This is a genomic window from Maricaulis sp. CAU 1757, assembly GCF_054482675.1.
In genome coordinates, this window is the sequence record NZ_JBTLRI010000001.1 from 226,891 (window position 1) to 242,494 (window position 15,604).

The 15,604-nt window shown below is 66.9% G+C and carries 16 protein-coding genes and 1 other RNA gene; 9 read left to right on the top strand and 8 right to left on the bottom strand.

Annotation, left to right across the window (positions count from 1 at the left end; translation table 11 throughout):
* The gene (locus ACXYMR_RS01110; protein WP_458940902.1) at positions 1-1,206 is read left to right on the top strand and encodes an efflux RND transporter periplasmic adaptor subunit; all 1,206 of its coding nucleotides are present in this window, start codon (positions 1-3) and stop codon (positions 1,204-1,206) included.
* Positions 1,207-1,236: 30 nt separating this feature from the next.
* On the opposite strand, the gene ACXYMR_RS01115 is transcribed toward ACXYMR_RS01110, so the two are convergent.
* Entirely contained in the window at positions 1,237-1,821 is a 585-nt protein-coding gene (locus tag ACXYMR_RS01115; RefSeq protein ID WP_458940903.1) for a thymidine kinase, read from the bottom strand.
* 175 nt (positions 1,822-1,996) lie between these two features.
* Here ACXYMR_RS01115 and ACXYMR_RS01120 point away from each other — a divergent pair, with 175 nt between their 5' ends.
* A complete protein-coding gene (locus ACXYMR_RS01120; protein WP_458940904.1) occupies positions 1,997-2,527 on the top strand; it encodes a hypothetical protein in 531 nt (176 codons plus the stop codon).
* Here the strand turns inward: ACXYMR_RS01120 and ACXYMR_RS01125 are convergent.
* Positions 2,522-3,226: a glycoside hydrolase family 25 protein gene (locus ACXYMR_RS01125; protein WP_458940905.1), complete on the bottom strand. Its 705-nt coding sequence runs from the start codon at positions 3,224-3,226 to the stop codon at positions 2,522-2,524. The two genes, ACXYMR_RS01120 and ACXYMR_RS01125, sit on opposite strands and share 6 nt — an antisense overlap.
* Before the next feature lie 170 nt (positions 3,227-3,396).
* Between ACXYMR_RS01125 and ACXYMR_RS01130 the strand changes: the two genes are divergently transcribed.
* From ACXYMR_RS01130 to ACXYMR_RS01140, 3 genes are all read left to right on the top strand, one after another.
* A complete protein-coding gene (locus ACXYMR_RS01130; protein ID WP_458940906.1) occupies positions 3,397-4,800 on the top strand; it encodes a hypothetical protein in 1,404 nt (467 codons plus the stop codon).
* Positions 4,801-4,899: 99 nt separating this feature from the next.
* The gene (locus ACXYMR_RS01135) at positions 4,900-5,955 is read left to right on the top strand and encodes a chymotrypsin family serine protease (RefSeq protein WP_458940907.1); all 1,056 of its coding nucleotides are present in this window, start codon (positions 4,900-4,902) and stop codon (positions 5,953-5,955) included.
* Positions 5,956-6,081: 126 nt separating this feature from the next.
* A complete protein-coding gene (locus ACXYMR_RS01140; RefSeq protein WP_458940908.1) occupies positions 6,082-6,411 on the top strand; it encodes a hypothetical protein in 330 nt (109 codons plus the stop codon).
* A 49-nt stretch (positions 6,412-6,460) separates the two neighbouring features.
* On the opposite strand, the gene ACXYMR_RS01145 is transcribed toward ACXYMR_RS01140, so the two are convergent.
* The 6 genes from ACXYMR_RS01145 to ACXYMR_RS01170 all read right to left on the bottom strand — a co-directional run bounded on the left by ACXYMR_RS01145 (position 6,461) and on the right by ACXYMR_RS01170 (position 12,039).
* On the bottom strand, positions 6,461-7,009 hold the full coding sequence (locus tag ACXYMR_RS01145; RefSeq protein WP_458940909.1) for a DUF305 domain-containing protein: 549 nt from the start codon (positions 7,007-7,009) through the stop codon (positions 6,461-6,463).
* A gap of 536 nt (positions 7,010-7,545) precedes the next feature.
* Positions 7,546-8,013 (bottom strand): c-type cytochrome, encoded by a 468-nt coding sequence (locus tag ACXYMR_RS01150; RefSeq protein WP_458940910.1) that lies wholly within the window; start codon positions 8,011-8,013, stop codon positions 7,546-7,548.
* Complete coding sequence (locus ACXYMR_RS01155; protein ID WP_458940911.1) at positions 8,013-8,786, bottom strand: PepSY domain-containing protein; 774 nt, start codon at positions 8,784-8,786, stop codon at positions 8,013-8,015. Before ACXYMR_RS01155 ends, ACXYMR_RS01150 begins: the two co-directional genes overlap by 1 nt.
* Positions 8,787-8,861: 75 nt before the next feature.
* Positions 8,862-9,257, bottom strand: coding sequence for a hypothetical protein (locus ACXYMR_RS01160; protein ID WP_458940912.1), 396 nt, complete (start codon positions 9,255-9,257; stop codon positions 8,862-8,864).
* 35 nt (positions 9,258-9,292) lie between these two features.
* Complete coding sequence (locus tag ACXYMR_RS01165; RefSeq protein ID WP_458940913.1) at positions 9,293-10,066, bottom strand: copper resistance protein B; 774 nt, start codon at positions 10,064-10,066, stop codon at positions 9,293-9,295.
* Positions 10,066-12,039 (bottom strand): copper resistance system multicopper oxidase, encoded by a 1,974-nt coding sequence (locus ACXYMR_RS01170; protein ID WP_458940914.1) that lies wholly within the window; start codon positions 12,037-12,039, stop codon positions 10,066-10,068. Before ACXYMR_RS01170 ends, ACXYMR_RS01165 begins: the two co-directional genes overlap by 1 nt.
* 174 nt (positions 12,040-12,213) lie before the next feature.
* On the opposite strand from ACXYMR_RS01170, the gene ACXYMR_RS01175 reads away from it, so the two are divergent.
* The 4 genes from ACXYMR_RS01175 (at position 12,214) to ACXYMR_RS01190 (ending at position 15,552) form a co-directional block, all read left to right on the top strand.
* Complete coding sequence (locus tag ACXYMR_RS01175; RefSeq protein WP_458940915.1) at positions 12,214-13,287, top strand: DUF3667 domain-containing protein; 1,074 nt, start codon at positions 12,214-12,216, stop codon at positions 13,285-13,287.
* A gap of 9 nt (positions 13,288-13,296) precedes the next feature.
* Positions 13,297-13,659: a transfer-messenger RNA gene (ssrA, locus tag ACXYMR_RS01180) on the top strand.
* Positions 13,660-13,776: 117 nt separating this feature from the next.
* Positions 13,777-14,295, top strand: coding sequence for an SspB family protein (locus tag ACXYMR_RS01185; RefSeq protein ID WP_458940916.1), 519 nt, complete (start codon positions 13,777-13,779; stop codon positions 14,293-14,295).
* Between the two features lie 18 nt (positions 14,296-14,313).
* Positions 14,314-15,552 carry an MFS transporter gene (locus ACXYMR_RS01190; protein WP_458940917.1) on the top strand — a complete coding sequence of 413 codons (1,239 nt, stop codon included), beginning with the start codon at positions 14,314-14,316 and terminating at the stop codon, positions 15,550-15,552.
* Positions 15,553-15,604 lie beyond the last annotated feature (52 nt).

Here is a 15,604-nt window from a genome sequence, read left to right on the forward strand (position 1 = left end):
ATGAAGATCAGCTTTCGGTTCGTGTTCTGGAGCCTGGCGGTTCTGACGGTACTGGCATTGCTGGTCCTCGCCCTCCGCCCGCAAGCCGTCCCGGTGGATGCAGGCCAGGTCAGCGCCGGGCCGATGACGGTCGCGGTCAGGGACGAAGCCTACACCCGGGTGCGGGATGTCTATGTGCTTGCCGCCCCGGTCGGGGGGCGCTTGCTGCGCGTGGACGCGGAACCGGGTGATACGGTCAGCGCCGGTGACGTGCTGGCCCGGCTGCTGCCAAGCGAGCCGGCCTTCCTCGACGCGCGCACCGAAGGCGAGGCGCGGGCAGCCCTGCATTTGGCGGAGGCCGCATTGCTGGCCGGGGAGGCCGAGATTGCGAGCAGTGACGCGGCGCTGGAACTGGCGCAGACCGAGTACGACCGCATGCGGTCCCTGCACCAGCGGGGCATCGCCTCTCAGGCCCTGCTCGACCAGGCCCGCACCGCGCGACGCGCGGCCCTGGCTGCGACGCGCCGGACCCGGGCGGCCGTGCAGATGCGGGAAGCCGAGCTGGAAGCCGCGCAGATACGCCTGATGGAGCCCGATGAGAACGGCGGCCGGGTTCGCCCGGTGATCGACCTGCGCGCCCCTATCGACGGCGTGGTCCTGCGCGTCCTGCAGGAAAGCGAGACGCCGGTCGCCGCCGGAACGGTGGTCATCGAGGTCGGTGATCCGGCGGACCTGGAAGTCGTGGTCGAGCTGCTCTCCACCGATGCCGTGCAAGTCGAGCCGGGCGATGCCGTTCGCCTGACCGGATGGAGTCGTGACACCCGCGCGCTCGGCGGTCAGGTCCGGCGCGTCGAACCCTACGGCTTCACCAAGGTCTCGGCATTGGGCGTTGAGGAACAGCGGGTTCGCGTTATCGTCGATTTCAGCGATCCCCCGGAACACTGGTCGGCGCTGCGCCATGGCTACCGGGTCGAGGCCGCGATAACCGTGTGGTCAGAGGACGAGACCCGCCAGGTCCCGGTCTCCGCGCTGTTCCGGCACCGGGGCGAATGGGCGGTGTTCACGATCGAGGGCGGCCGCGCTCGCCTGACACCCGTCACCATCGGCCGGGACAATGGCGAGGTGGCCCAGCTCACGAGCGGCCCGGAAGCGGACACGCCGGTGGTGCTTTTTCCCGGTACGGAGATGACCGATGGGCGGCGGATCACGCTCAGGCAGACGCGATAGGTCTTGGCCCGCTTGCGCTGCGTGGCCCACCTACCCCGCCAGCGCCTCGTTGAAATGCTTGCGGCACAGCGACACATAGCTCGCCTTCTCGACCGCCACCTGTGCACCGCTGGCGACCACTTCACCCTCGCGCGAGCGGCGCAGGTTCATCGTCGCCTTGCGCCCGCAATGGCAGATCGTGCGCACTTCGCGGAGCTGGTCGGCCAGGGCCAGGAGCTCGGCCGAGCCGGGGAATAATGCGCCGCGAAAATCCGTGCGCAGGCCGTAGCACAGCACGGGCAGGTCGAGATCGTCGGCCACCCGGGCCAGCGCATGCACCTGGGCCGCGGTAAGGAATTGCGCCTCGTCGAAGAACACCGCTCCCAGCGCCTCCTCGGCATGGCGCTGGCGCACCGCTTCGAACACGTCCGTGCCGTCGCGAAAGATCGAGGCCGGCGCGCGCAGCCCGATGCGCGATTCAATCTCGCCGGACTCCGCCTCGGGCGTCGGCGCATGATGCGCCGACGTCCACAGCATGACCCGCAGGCCGCGCTCGCGATAATTGTGCGCCGACTGCAGAAGAATGGCCGACTTGCCGGCATTCATGGCGCTGTAGGTGAAGTAGAGCTTGGACATGGCCGGTGCGTAGCGCGATTCCTGAGACGGCCCAGCGGTCATTGTAGGGCTTGATCAGTCCATGCGGCCGGCTCCGGACGGCCCGTCAGGGTGCGCCGGGTACAGGCCGGGCGCGAAGAACAGCCATTGGAACCGGGCCTCCATCGCTCGCGCAGTTGCCGGAAACAACTAAACGTTGACTCAACCAAAAGATGCTGTAAAACAGATTTCTCTTTTCAGGGGAATCTCGAACAAGCCAAAGGCCTTCGCGATGCAAGTGCCGACCTATTTCTCTGGCCTTCCCGAGACAGGAAGCCGGGACCTGGACCAACTCATTTCCTATTGCGAAGCCTTTCGCTCGGACACGCTGGCAGCCCTGCCTTGGATTGCTGCGGAGATCGCCGGTCGGGAAGGCTTCCCCAGCCTGATGGCCTGCCAACGCCATGTCGGAGGCCGCCGGCTCTATATTCCCCGTACACCAGCGGACCTTGCCTGCCGGTTCGGGGTCGATATCCGCGCCTCCACACATGCCGCGATCCACAAGGCTGCAGCGCCGGGTCTGGTTGTCGACATGCCATCAAGCTGGGGAATTTTTAGTGCCATCCGCCGCAGTGCCATTCGCCGCGCCGTGGCGGCAGACTGTCCTGCCGACCAGATTACCCGGATGTTCGGCATTTCGCGTCGTATTCTTCGCCATACCGCAAGCCGGGAAACAATTCCCTCATAATCTCAACGCCGCGAAAGCCGCTCCGGCGACGGAACGGTCCACCGCCCCGGAAAACCCTGCCACTGCGCCTGACGCGCTGTATTGCCAGAGGGCGAAACTCTCCCATGCAGCCGGCGGGAGCGGAGGCGTTGCCGTCCAGTCGGCCAACCAGAGGGGATAGCCCGACCAGCCAGGTTGGCCGAGCCGTTGCCAGGTGAGCCGGCGAATGTAAACGCCCGGCTTGCGGTGCCGGAGGGGCAGCCGAGCGGCCACGTGTTCCAGCCACAGGCTTGCTGCAGCCGCTTCCGCGCGGGCGCCGGATTTGGTCGCGCGCTCGATGTCGAGCATCGGCACCAAGCCGCCGCTCAACGAACTCGCGACACTCAGGAAGAACTGCGCCTGCTTGCCTGCGTCGAGGTCCGGCCGGAACACGTGATACGCGCCTGTCAGCAGGCCGGCTGCCCGCGCGGCGGACCGGTTCAGCTCGAACCGCGGGTCGCGATAGCCCGTGCCTTCGCTGGCCTTCAGGTAGGCGAAGCCGATGCCGGCCCGGGCAACCCGGGTCCAGTCGACGGGGCCGTTGAAGTGACTGGCGTCAACGCCCTGCATCGCCGCGCTGTCCGCCGACGCCCCGGACATGGCCAGGCCAGATGCGGCCAGAGCGCCGCCCAGCCAGTCTCTTCGGGTCAGTTCGGGACCGGGTCGCCGCAACATCATCATCAAGCCTCCAGAGCCCGCCGATCTCTCACCGCGGGAGGCCCTCACGTCCATGGGGAACACTTCCCCAGTTTCAATTACTGGTTGAAGGCGCATCTTGCCCAACTCACCGTTCACATCGGACGGGGCGATGTCAGAAATCCTGACAGTTCAACACCAAAGGGGCCAAAGCCATGCCTAACACAACAACCGGTGACGTGTGGAAGCAGTACGCCACACAACTCAAGCAAGCCGTATCAACCGGCACGTTCGATCCGAACGTCCAGGGCCTGAGCTTTGCCTCGGCAAACCTCTCCGTCGACCTGGGCAATAGCGATCCGCAAGTTGCCGCCGAATATGTCTACCAGATCGGCAACACCATCCCGGCCGCTTCTCCGTCCTATATCGAGATGAGCGACCTGGTATCGAGCTACGAGACCTTTCTCGACAATATCGACCTGGGTGGCGATCCCAATCCCAACCTGGACAGCCAGATCAACGTCGCCGCCACAGCCATGAACGCGGCCCAGAACAACATGTCGGCAGTTCAGACCAAGGCGATGACGGGCTGGACCCAGTACAAGCAGATCGCACCGGACATCACCTTCGCCGCCTACGTCCAGAGCCAGTACCCGACCTTCATCGAGGCGCGTAACGCGTTGTCCGGTGCGGTCAGCAAGTGGCAGCAACTCATGACCCAGCGCTATGGCGCCGGTTATGAGGTCATCGCCCAGGCCCGCAACATGTTGAGCGCGGCATCCGGGGCCAATGACATAACCATGCAGACGCCCTACAACATGGCGGTGAAAACCGGCACCATCGCCCCCGCGGGCGGGACGCCGGAACTGCCAGGTGCGAACCCGTCGCCGCCTGCGAGCAGCCTGGTCTCAAGCTTTGCGCCGGCATTTGCCATCGACGGTTTCAACGCCAAGTACCAGGAATGGCAAGCGGCCAGCACGAACGGGACCAAGGGCCAGGTCATCAAGTTCGACGGCAGCGCCACGTCGCAATCCTGGAAGGATTTCGGCTGGGCCGTAAGCGCCGAAGGCGGCTTCGACGACTTCTTCATCAATGTCGAGGTTTCAACCTCCACCCAGAAGGACACCCACACCTTCGACTACAGCCATACGGACTTTTCGTTCGAGGCGGCCTTTACCGGGCTCGGCGTGTTCAAGCTGTCCCCGGGCAAGTGGTTCCAGCAGGGCTTGATCCAGAACTACCACAACAAGCTGCTCAAGTCGGCCCCGGACTTCTTCGGTCCCAAGGGCTCCCTCGGCCGCATTCCGGCCTACGCGGTGATCGCCTTCGAGCCGCAAATCACCCTGACCCTGAGCAATGCCGATTACAGCTATCTGAAGTCGGCCTTCAAGACCGAGACCACGACGTCGGTGTCGATCGGACCCTTCCGCATCGGCGGTGCCAAGCACTCCGCCTATGCCAACAGCAAGGACGTCAAGTTCGACGACAACAGCAACACGATCTCGCTCGGCCCCATCAAGAGCACCCTGCCGATCCTGCTGGGAGTCATCAGTTCCAAGATGACCTTCGACCAGTCGGCATCATCGGGCGCCCAGGCCGCCGAGATGGAACCTGCCTGACCCCATGTGCGGCGACATGCGCCGCACGCTGACAGCCGGATCCGGGCTCTGGCGGCATGGCCGCCGAGCCCGGTTACGCCCTAACTCATGGAGGTTTCAATGAAACCCGACATCCGGTTCGAACAAATCGAACATCTCCTCGATGACGAGGCCCATTTCGATCGCGTTCTGAGCGCCTATCACGAACTCTACGAGCTCTACCTGGCCGGCGTTGAATTCGAACCCGACGCCATCGCCGACCCCCAACACCCCCAGTGCGTCAACGGCCTTGCCATTCAGCGCCACCCGAACAGCGACCACCGCACCCCTCGTGTCGCCCTTGGCCTGCGCCTGCGCCATCCAACCCGCAGCATCCGCAACCGCCCGGCTTTCCCCTCGGAGGTTCAGGGCATTCCGGTCCATACCACGGTCATCGGCGCGATCACCGCGGCGCGCGGCCAGCAGGCCAAGTTGCGCCCTGCGGCCGGTGGCTGCTCGGCCCATGTCGTGACCGGGAGCACGCCGTCCGGGACACTGGGCTGCGCCGTAACCTACGGAAGCAAGACCGGCATACTGAGCAACTGGCACGTTTTCGTGCCACAGGATGGATCGACGTCCAGTGTGATCCTGCAACCTTCACCGGGAGACGGCGGCGCGCTGACCGACCAGATCGGCGTCACCGGCCCGCTGGTTGCCGTCGATTTTGGCAGCTCGGCCAGCAATGAAGTGGATGCCGCCATCGGGGTTGTCAGCGATCCCAGCCTGGTGACTGCCGGGATTGTCCAGGCCGACGGTTCCGCAGCGGCTCTCGGCGCCGGATCCAAGACCGCAGTGGAAAACCTCGCGGTCCAGAAATCCGGTCGGACCACCGGCGCGACAACGGGCAAGGTCAGCGCCGTCGGCGTCGCCGTCAATGTCGAATACCCGGGCGCGAAAACCGGGCGCTTCGTCAACCAGATCGAAGTTGATGACCCGGCCAGCGCCTTCGGGCGCAGCGGCGACTCCGGTTCGCTGGTCACGGAGAGTGGCACCAATATCCCTGTCGGCCTGTACTTCGCCGACAATTCGCAAGGCTCCACCCGCACCAGCGACTTCAAGTCCTGGATCAATCCGATCGACAAGGTCCTGGCCGCTCTGGCCACACCCGCCGGTGGTGCAGTCAGCTTCAAACGCTGACAGGCAGCAAGGTCGCCGGGTCGTCGCCCCTGTCCGGGCGACGGCCGGCGATCGCCCCCATGGGTTGCCAAGCAGACCCGAGAAGCGCATTCAGCTCCTAGTACCGGAAAGGATGTCCGCCACCCGATGCGCCCCGACCTCACTCCCGCTCAGTTGGCGAAGCTGTCCGACGACCCGGCGCAGATCGAAACGGCGCTGACCGTATTTGACGTACTCCATGAATTGCTGATGCAGGACCAGGTCATGGTCGATGGAGCTCGCCTCGGCCTGGATGGCGCCATTGTCAACGGATTGGCACTCGTGGGCGGGCCGGATGGTCCGGAAATCCGGCTCCAACTTGCCCGCTCGGCCACGTCCGGCAGCCGCCTGCCCCTGCCGCAGCGACTGGCGGGAGTGCCGCTTCGCCTCGTTGAGGCCGGCCCGGTCACAGCAGCTGGTGCACAGCCGCACGGTTAGCGCGTTCGGCGACCAAGCAACGCGGCGCCCGGTACTGTTCGCGGTTTGCCTAAGGCACCGTCGGATCATCCGGCGCCACCACGCCCTCGTATTCCGGCACCGGCCGCGCCGCCGCCTCGGCCTGCGTGGTCGCCAGGCCGTTGGCGTCGATATCCTCGAGCAGCCACTCCATTTCCTTGATCTCCTTGCGCTGGGCCTCGATGATCGCGTTGGCCAGTTCGCGCACGCGGACATCCTCGATATGGGCCCGCTCGGAGGTCAGGATGGCGATCGAGTGGTGCGGGATCATGGCGCTCATCCAGCTCTCGTCGCCCACGGTCTCCTGGCTGCGCACCAGCCACAGGGCGACCAGGAAGACCAGCGCGCTGCCGGCGAAGATGGCCAGGTTGAGCCTGCTGTCCTTGTACATGGACAGCATGAAGGCGAGCATGACGATGGCCATCGCCCCGCCCATCATGAAAGTCATGTAGAAGCGCGTCTCCGACCAATAGACGTGCGACAGGTCGTAAGTGTTGAGATACTTGATGCCGAACATCACCACCATGGAGGTGACGATCATGGCGGCGAACTTCACATAGCTGGACTTGTGTTCCTGCATGGCTGGGCTCCCTGGATGCGAGTGCAGACTGGTGTCACACTGCAACGCCCGCGCGCAGGGAGTGTTCCGGGGCGGCCAGACCGCAAGGCGCGTGGCAGACCAAAAAGCGCACCTATCGCGCCCGCATCTGCCCATTCATCTCTTGCCGAGATGTCGCCTCAAGCGGTTTTCCAACTCAAGGGTAAAACCGCGAAGCGGCGGCTGCACCGCCCTTGACTTGGAAAACCCCTTGAGGCCCGCTGGCCGACAAGAGATCAATGATCATCTCCGCGCCTTGCGCGTATGCAAACCAAATCTGTCATCCCGGCCGCATGGCCCGCGCAGGCGGGCCGGAGGGCCGGGACCTATACGCTCCCTCTCCAACCACCTCGCTCCGGTGGCAGCCACCGGGATGATGGGGCCCGGACTTCCGCCCCGCATTCGCGGGGCATCCATCCGGGATGACACCAGAACGCGCGAAACCCCTTCTCCCCCACCGGGGAGAAGGTCCGCGAAGCGGGGATGAGGGGCGCCCGCGCCAGCGGGCCAGGAAAAACCTACTCCACCGGCTGGCTCATCGCGTCCTGGCGCGCGCGGATCTCCGCCGGCCAGGTCGACTTGATATAAGCCAGCACGGTGCGGATCTCGGCATCGCTCAACTGCTCCGCAAATCCGGGCATGTCGGACTCATACCCCGGCGGCGTCACCGCCTCCGTGCCCAGCTTTGTGATCTCGAACAGCACTGCGTCCGGATGGTGCCAGGTATGCCCCGTCACATCATGCGGCGGCGCCGGCAGACGACCGTCGGGGCGCCGCGTGCGCCAGTCCGGCTGGCCTTCCAGCTCGGCGCCGTGGCAGCTGGCGCAATGGGCCCGGTAGAGCTCCGCACCCTGCGTCAGGACGGCGGGGTCATCGGTCGGGATCGGCCATTGCGCCGCTTCCTCGACATCCGTGCAGGCCGCCACCAGCATGGGCCCCAGCAGGGCCGCCGCACACATGACACCGCGCATCCTGAACGCAGCCATCAAGCACCTCGCCGGCTCTGGCTCGACCCGTTCGGGCCGACCGACCGCCGCATCCGGGCCTTTGCCATTTCCATGCGCACCAGGCGCTGCATGCGCAGGATCAGCAGGAGAAATCCGGCCAGCACCGTCAGCAGCGCCAGCAGCGAAGCCGTGATCAGCAGCGGATTGTTGAAATTCTCCCGCTCCTCATAGTCCATGATGTGGAGCATCCAGAAGAAGTCGAAAAAGCGCCAGCTGGCATTGCGCCGCGCCGCGATGAGGCCGGTGTCGGGGCTGACGTAGAGACGGGTTTCCTCGCCGTCATCCATGGTCACGCGCCATACGGGGCCACCCCCGCCGGCTTCGCGCGGCGCGGCCGCCAGGTACTCGACGGAGGCGATGTCGTCCTCCCCGAGGTAATCGGCGCGGGCCACGGCCATCGCGGTCGTCTCGTCGACCGGGCTGAGCCGGGCCCCGGTCGCGGCATCGATCATCACCGGCAGACCTCCGGACGACACCACGCGCCAGACCGGCCGGTCGAGCCAGGTCTCCAGCCGGGCCTGCCTGAGCGGGGCGGTGAAATCGGCCTGGCGCAGCGCCTCGGTCAGCGGCAGGACCTGCGCGGCGTCGATCGATACCTCGGGCGGGACGGCCATGTTGTGCTCGCCCCGCACCTGCTCGAGCGGAAGCACACTCATGACGACACCGCCCATCACCCACAGCACGATCTGGATGCCGACCGCCAGGGCGACCCATTTGTGGACCCGGACGGTCCAGCGCAGCAATGTCGTCATTCACGCCTCCCCAAAGGCAAGGGCGGACCGGCCCGCCGGACCGGTCCGCGTCGTCAGGCGGTCTGGCAGACGCGCCTAGTGCTCGTGCGGCGCGTCCTGATGTTCGCCGTGGTCATCAGCCTGACCGTCGGCGTGAGCCATGCCGTGGGCGTGACCTTCGCCTTGCCCGTGACCGTCGCCATGCCCGTGACCCTCACCGTGCCCGTGGCCTGCGCCATGGGCATGCCCCTCGGCCTGCATCAGGGCGTGGCAGGCCCGCGCCATTTCGCGCCCCTCGCCGTCGAGCGAGGCCATGATGTCGTCATGGCTTTCGCCGGCCTCGTGACGGGCCATCATCGCCGTGTGCATCTCGCGGCAGGCTTCCGCCGTCGGGCCGTCGGCCTCGTCCTCACCATGGCCGTGGTCCGCGTGGACCGCGCTGCCCAGCGCCAGCGCAAGCGCGGTGGCGGAAATCAATGGTATCGTTTTCATAGCGAATTCCCCTGTCATGAAATCGGTTCGCGGCATCAAAACCAGAGTCGCACCCCGGCGACCAGTCGCGTCGTCTCGATCGCGCCGCCGGCCGCAGCGATTTGGTCGCGCGTGTCGCCGAGCGCCCGCTCCCAGGCAAGTCCGACATAGGGAGCGATCTCACGGCGCACTTCATAGCGCAGGCGCAGTCCCGCCTCGACACCCGTGAACCCCGAACCCAGGCCCAGCTCCGGCACCGCCTCGGCCTGCCAGCCCAGTTCGACCATGGGCTGCAGCACCAGGCGCTGGGTCAGCAGCAGCTCGTATTCGGTCTCGAAGGACGCCGACAATTCGCCGTCCTCGCTCAGATAGGCCGCCGCATCGATCTCGAACCAGTAGGGGGCCTCGCCATGCACGCCGAGCACGGCATGGCTGCGTCCGGCGTCCGGTTCGAAATCATGCCGCAGGCCGGCCTGTACGTCGAAGAAATCCGACACCGCGCGACTGTACAGCGCCTGCACCTCGAATTCCTCGAACTCGCCGTGCCCGACCTCGTACTCCGCCTCGCTCTTCAGCCAGACCCGGTGAATGCGCCCGCCATACCATGCGTTGACGTCCCACAGGCCGGTCTCCTCGCCGTCCTGGTCCCACTGCACTTCCAGCCGTTCGGCCTGGAAGAAGAAAACCTTCTGGTCGCCGGTGATGGCGCGCAGATGCTCCAGCGAGGCGCGCATCTCGTCGGCCGGATAATATGCCTCGGCCTGGGATTGGGCGGCGGCGGGGGACGCGAGGGCGGCCAGCGCGGCCAGGGCGGTTACGAGCGCGCGCATCAGTGATGTCCTCCATGTCCGGCATGCGGATCGGGATCCGGCGCGCCCTGCCCTGCCCCGTGATCACCATGGCCGCCATGAGCGCCATGCCCCGCATGCGGGTCCGGCGCTGCTGGCGCGTGATGGTCCGCATGCGCTCCATGTGCACCGTGGGCGTCATGTCCCATCGCCGGCGCCTCGTCGTTGGGCAGCACCGAGACGACCTGAAACATGCCGGCATGCATGTGGTAGAGCAGGTGACAATGGAAGGCCCAGTCACCGACCGCATCGGCCGTCACGTCGACCGACAGCTTCTCGCCCGGCTTGACGGTTATGGTGTGCTTGCGCGGCTTGTGCGCGTCGTCGACGCCGGTGACGACGTCGAAGAACATGCCGTGCAGATGGATCGGGTGCGCCATCATGGTGTCGTTGACCAGGGTCAGGCGCAGGCGCTCGCCCTCGTGGAACACGATCGGGTCGACCACTTCTGAGAAGCGCCGCCCGTCAAACGACCACATGTAGCGCTCCATGTTGGAGGTCAGGTGGATTTCCAGCTCGCGGCCGGGCGGTCGCCGGTCCGGATTTGGCACCAGGCTCTTGAGGTCGGTGTAGACCAGCACCTTGTGCGGCACGTCGGTCAGGCCTGCCCCAGGCTCGCCGAGCCGGTTGGTCGGCTGGGCCGCCAGCCCGACCACGCCCGGCCCGTCCGGATGGTCATGGCGTTGCGGCCCGCTGTCATCCGGCATCGCCGCGCCGTGCCCCATTGCACCGTGCCCCATCGCGCCGTGGTCCATACCGCCATGCCCCATGGCGGTGTGATCCATCGGCCCGGCGCTGTCATCGTCTGTGGCGTGCCCGCCATGCCCCATCGAGCCGTGATCCATCGCCATGTCGGTCATGGTCAGGGTCGGACGCGGACGCAGCGGCGGCACCGGCGCGACCATGCCAAGGCGCGGCGCCAGGGTGGCGCGGGCAAAGCCGGAGCGGTCGATATTCTCGCACATCATGGTGTAGGCGCGGTGGTCGCGCGGCTCGACGATGACGTCATAGGTCTCTGCCGGCCCGAACTGGAACTCGCCCACCTCGACGGGCTGCACGTCCAGCCCGTCCGCCTGCACCACGGTCATCGGCAGGTCCGGGAAACGGACATTGAAAATGGTCATGGCCGAGGCGTTGATGAAGCGCAGGCGGACCCGCTCGCCCGGCTCGAACAGCCCGGTCCAGTTGTCGTCCGGCCCGTGCCCGTTGACCAGCATGTCCAGGGTCGCCCCGGTGACGTCGGAGATGTCGGTCGGGTTCATCCGCATCTCGCCCCACATCAGGCGATTGCGCAGGGCCGACATGAAGCCGTCCTCACGCGCATCTTGGAAGAAGTCCGGCACCGTGCGCTGCTGGTAATTATAGGTGTGGCTGACCTTCATCAGCTTCTCGAACACCCGGTGCGGCCCTTCGAAGGTATAGTCCGAGAGCACCACCACGTATTCTCGGTCATAGGCGACCGGGTCAGCGCCCGCAGGCTCGATGATGATCGGCCCGTAATGGCCCATCTGTTCCTGCAGTCCGGAATGCGAATGGTACCAGTAGGTCCCCGCCTGCACGATGGGGAAGCGGTAGGTGAAGGTCTCGCCCGGCCGGATGCCGGGGAAGGTCACGCCCGGCACCCCGTCCATCTCGAAGGGCAGCAGCAGGCCGTGCCAGTGGATCGAGGTGTCCTCGGCCAGCGTGTTGTGCACGCGCAGCGTTACCTCGTCGCCCTCACGCCAGCGCAAGAGCGGGGCGGGCACCTGGTCGTTGACCGTGATCGCCGGCCCGGTCTGCCCGTTGATGCGCACCTGCGAATGGCCGATCGTCAGGTCAAAGACCTCGCCCGACAGGGGCCGCAGCCCGTTCAGATTGGCCGCACCTCCGGACTGCGCCCAGGCCGGCAGAAGGCCACTGGCAGCAACGCCGCCGGCGGCGGCCGCGGATCCGAGAAACAAGCGACGGGAAATCACGAGACACACACTCCTGAGCGCACGAGAGAAAGTTCGGTCACCGCTCATATAGGTCGCTCAATCGCAAATCCAGCCCAGCACAGCGTCGCAGCCGCGCCGCGCCGCCCGACACGACCGCTTGACCCCTGCGCCGACCCGGTCACCAATGGGGTTCCGGGGGACAACGCACAGCCCATGACCCAGACCGAGCACTCCAGACCCGGCGCACCCTGCGCCAATTGCGGCGCTGCGCTCACCGGCCCGTACTGCAGCCAGTGCGGGCAGCACGAGCGCGATATCCGCCGCCCGGCCTGGACCCTGCTGACCGACAGTGTCGGTGACATCTTCACTTGGGACGGCCGTTTCCTGACCACGCTGCGCGCCGCCCTGGTCGATCCCGGCCGACTGGCCCGGCGCTATGCCGACGGCCAGCGCGCCCGCTTCACCCCGCCGGTCCGCCTCTACCTCCTGGTCAGCCTGGCCTTCTTCGCCGCCATGGCAAGCTTCGACATGCGCGTGCTGGCGGTCGATATCCTGCCGAATGAGGACAGCGTGCGGGCGCTCGACGATGCCGAGATCGCCTACCGCCGCAGCTTCTTGATCCCGGCCGAGGAGCGCACCGAGGCGAGCCAGGCCGACCTGCTGGCCCGCCCCGCCCCGCCAGACCTGTGCGGCGCCTGGCCCGGTCCCGACGAGATCGCCGATGACGGCTCGCTAAACTACCCCGCCGACGCCGGCATCGTGGTCACCGTGTTCGAGATGGGCGAGCCGCCCGCCCCGCGCCTGATCGACGGCGACACCCGGGCCTGCCTGGTGCAGGAAGCGCAGGATGACGGCCTGCCCGGCTTCATGTCCGATTTCGAGTACCAGGCCGCGGCCGAGCCACGCTTCCTGGAAGCCCGGGCCGCGGCCTCGGCCGGTCAGGCGCTGCTGCTCACGGTGCTGATCCTCGCCCTGCTGAACCGGCTTCTGCACCCCCGCCGCCGGCTGATCGAGCAGCTGATTGCCGTGCTTTACCTGCAGGTGCCGCTGTTGCCCCTGATCGGCGCCACGCTGCTGCTGGCCAACTGGGCTCCCAGTGTCGCCCTGACCATTGCCGCTCTGGTGACAGGCGGGTTGGGCCTGCTGGTCACGCTGTGGCGGGCCGACCGGCACTTTTACGCGTCCAGCTGGTGGGGCGCCGCGCTGCGCGTGCCGGTCCAGGCCTTCGCCCTGGTTGTCAGCTTTTCCCTGGTTGCCGTCAGCCTGATGCTGCTGGCCGCGTTGTAACCGCGCTCCCCCCTTCAAAACGCCGGGCAAATCCCCTATATTGAGCGTGCTGGTTCGCCAGCTATAGCGATAAACGCGCTCATAATAACCGGACCGGACCCGGGGGCAGTACCCGGCGGCTCCACCAATCTCTATCCCCGTCGTTGGCGGGCATTGCTTGGGGCCGAAACAGGATCGACGGACGGGTAAAAGGGACTGCTTTCGCTCGGGTGAGGCCCGATACAGGCTCATTTTTAAAGTTGCCAACGACAACTTTGCTGAAGAGGTCGCTCTCGCTGCGTAATGCAGCGCGGGTAATCTCGCTCTAAAACTCCTGGGCCCTTAGCGAGTCCAGGCGGGGTCCGGAGGCACCTGGCAACAGAAGCCTCCACTTTCCTTGATTATTTTACCCTCGCTTCACCCCACCCACAGCGCCAGCCGCCCTTCCCCGTTGACGTGCCCCTGCCGTGGAGTACGCTCGAAATCAATGACGTCCGGGGGAGACACGACATGGCCAAGGATCTGATGCGGTACGACCTGATGGCGCAGGACGCGCTGCGCGGCGTCGTTCGCCAGGCCCTGCTGCGTGCCGCGGCGCCGGAAGGCCTGCCCGGCCAGCACCATTTCTACATCACCTTCCGCACCGGGGCGCCCGGCGTCGATATCGACCCCAGCCTCAAGGACAAGTATCCCGAGGAGATGACCATCGTCCTCGAGCACCAGTTCTGGGACCTGGAAATCACCGAGACCGGCTTCGAGGTGACGCTGAAATTCTCCGGCGTGCCGAAATATCTCAAGATGCCCTATTCCGCGATCACCCGCTTCCACGACCCCAGCGTCGGCTTCCACCTGCAGTTCGAGCACGAGGAAGAGGCCGCGGCCAACGCCCCCGCCTCGATCGGCAAGGCCAAGCCGGAAAAGGCCGCCGAGAAGGCCGACAAGGACGATGGCGGTGACAATGGCGATGACGATCATTCGCCGGACGGCAGCGGCCAGGTCGTCAGCCTCGACAGCTTCCGCAAGAAATAGCGCCGGCCGGGCCCCGCCATGCGCCCGCCATCGCCTGCTCATCCACAGCCCGCCCGGTTTGACCGGGCGAAATGGTCGGCTCTCGGCCTGATCATCGCCGCCCAGCTCCTGGCCCTGTCGGTCTGGTTCGCCGGGGCCGCAGCCCTGCCCGATCTGGTGACCGCCGCCCCGCTCGCGGCCTGGCGCCGGGCCGCCCTGACCAGCGCCGTGCAGGCCGGCTTCGTCATCGGCGCCCTGGCCAGCGCCCTGGCCGGCCTGCCCGACCGGTTCGACGCCCGCCATGTCTTCGCCGTCGGCGCCGTCATCGCCGCCCTCGCCAATCTGGCCGCGCTCGGCCTGGAACCCGGCAGCTTGGCCATGATCGCCAGCCGCCTCATCGCCGGTGCCGGCCTGGCCCTGGTCTACCCGGTCGGCATGAAGCTCGCCGCCAGCTGGGGCAGGGGCGATACCGGACTCCTCGTCGGTCTCCTGGTCGCCGCCCTGACCCTGGGCTCGGCCCTGCCCTTCGCCGTGCAGCTGGCCGGCTCCGGCCTCGACTGGCGCCTGCCCTTCACCGTCTCGGCCGCCCTCGCCGTGCTGGCCGCCGGCCTGGTGCTCAAGACCCGCATCGGCCCGGCCTGGCAAGCCGCCGCCTTCAACCCGGCCGCCGCGAGGCTGGCCATCCGCGACCCGGCCCTGCGCCTGGCCAATCTGGGCTATCTCGGCCACATGTGGGAGCTCTACGCCCTGTGGGCCTGGATCGGCCCCTTCGCCCACGCCTACTGGGCCCGCCGCGACGCCCCGGCGGCCTGGGGCGACCTGACCGCCTTCGCCACGATTGCCGTCGGCACGATCGGCTGCATCCTGGCCGGCCGCCTGGCCGATCGCCATGGCCGCACCGCCATCACCATCGCCGCCCTCGCCGTCTCCGGCAGCTGCGCCCTGCTGGCCGGCCCGCTCTTCCACGCCGCCCCGCTCGTCCTCATCCTTGTCCTGATGGTCTGGGGTATCAGCGTCATCGCCGACAGCGCGCAATTCTCCGCCGCCATCACCGAGCTCGCCCCGCCCGGCACCACCGGCACCCTGCTGACCCTGCAGACCGCCCTCGGCTTCGCCCTCACCGCCCTCATGGTCCAGCTCCTGCCGCTGTGGATCGAAGCCGTCGGCTGGACCTGGGCCTTCACCCCGCTCGCCATCGGCCCGGCCGTCGGGATCGTCGCCATGGTGAGGCTGCGGGCGCGCCCGGAAGCGGTGAAGATGGCGGGGGGGATGCGCTGAGCCGTCTTGGTAGAGCGGACGCGCCGCGCCCGCACCCGCCCGCTCACACACC

Excerpts from the sequence above, each read along its gene's own strand:
- ACXYMR_RS01160 (WP_458940912.1), bottom strand. The coding sequence starts at position 9,257 with ATGAAAACGATACCATTGATTTCCGCCACCGCGCTTGCGCTGGCGCTG.
- ACXYMR_RS01150 (WP_458940910.1), bottom strand. The coding sequence starts at position 8,013 with ATGGCTGCGTTCAGGATGCGCGGTGTCATGTGTGCGGCGGCCCTGCTG.
- ACXYMR_RS01140 (WP_458940908.1), top strand. The coding sequence starts at position 6,082 with ATGCGCCCCGACCTCACTCCCGCTCAGTTGGCGAAGCTGTCCGACGAC.
- ACXYMR_RS01155 (WP_458940911.1), bottom strand. The coding sequence starts at position 8,786 with ATGACGACATTGCTGCGCTGGACCGTCCGGGTCCACAAATGGGTCGCC.
- ACXYMR_RS01190 (WP_458940917.1), top strand. The coding sequence starts at position 14,314 with ATGCGCCCGCCATCGCCTGCTCATCCACAGCCCGCCCGGTTTGACCGG.
- ACXYMR_RS01185 (WP_458940916.1), top strand. The coding sequence starts at position 13,777 with ATGGCCAAGGATCTGATGCGGTACGACCTGATGGCGCAGGACGCGCTG.
- ACXYMR_RS01115 (WP_458940903.1), bottom strand. The coding sequence starts at position 1,821 with ATGTCCAAGCTCTACTTCACCTACAGCGCCATGAATGCCGGCAAGTCG.
- ACXYMR_RS01165 (WP_458940913.1), bottom strand. The coding sequence starts at position 10,066 with ATGCGCGCGCTCGTAACCGCCCTGGCCGCGCTGGCCGCCCTCGCGTCC.
- ACXYMR_RS01130 (WP_458940906.1), top strand. The coding sequence starts at position 3,397 with ATGCCTAACACAACAACCGGTGACGTGTGGAAGCAGTACGCCACACAA.
- ACXYMR_RS01175 (WP_458940915.1), top strand. The coding sequence starts at position 12,214 with ATGACCCAGACCGAGCACTCCAGACCCGGCGCACCCTGCGCCAATTGC.
- ACXYMR_RS01145 (WP_458940909.1), bottom strand. The coding sequence starts at position 7,009 with ATGCAGGAACACAAGTCCAGCTATGTGAAGTTCGCCGCCATGATCGTC.
- ACXYMR_RS01135 (WP_458940907.1), top strand. The coding sequence starts at position 4,900 with ATGAAACCCGACATCCGGTTCGAACAAATCGAACATCTCCTCGATGAC.
- ACXYMR_RS01125 (WP_458940905.1), bottom strand. The coding sequence starts at position 3,226 with ATGATGATGTTGCGGCGACCCGGTCCCGAACTGACCCGAAGAGACTGG.
- ACXYMR_RS01110 (WP_458940902.1), top strand. The coding sequence starts at position 1 with ATGAAGATCAGCTTTCGGTTCGTGTTCTGGAGCCTGGCGGTTCTGACG.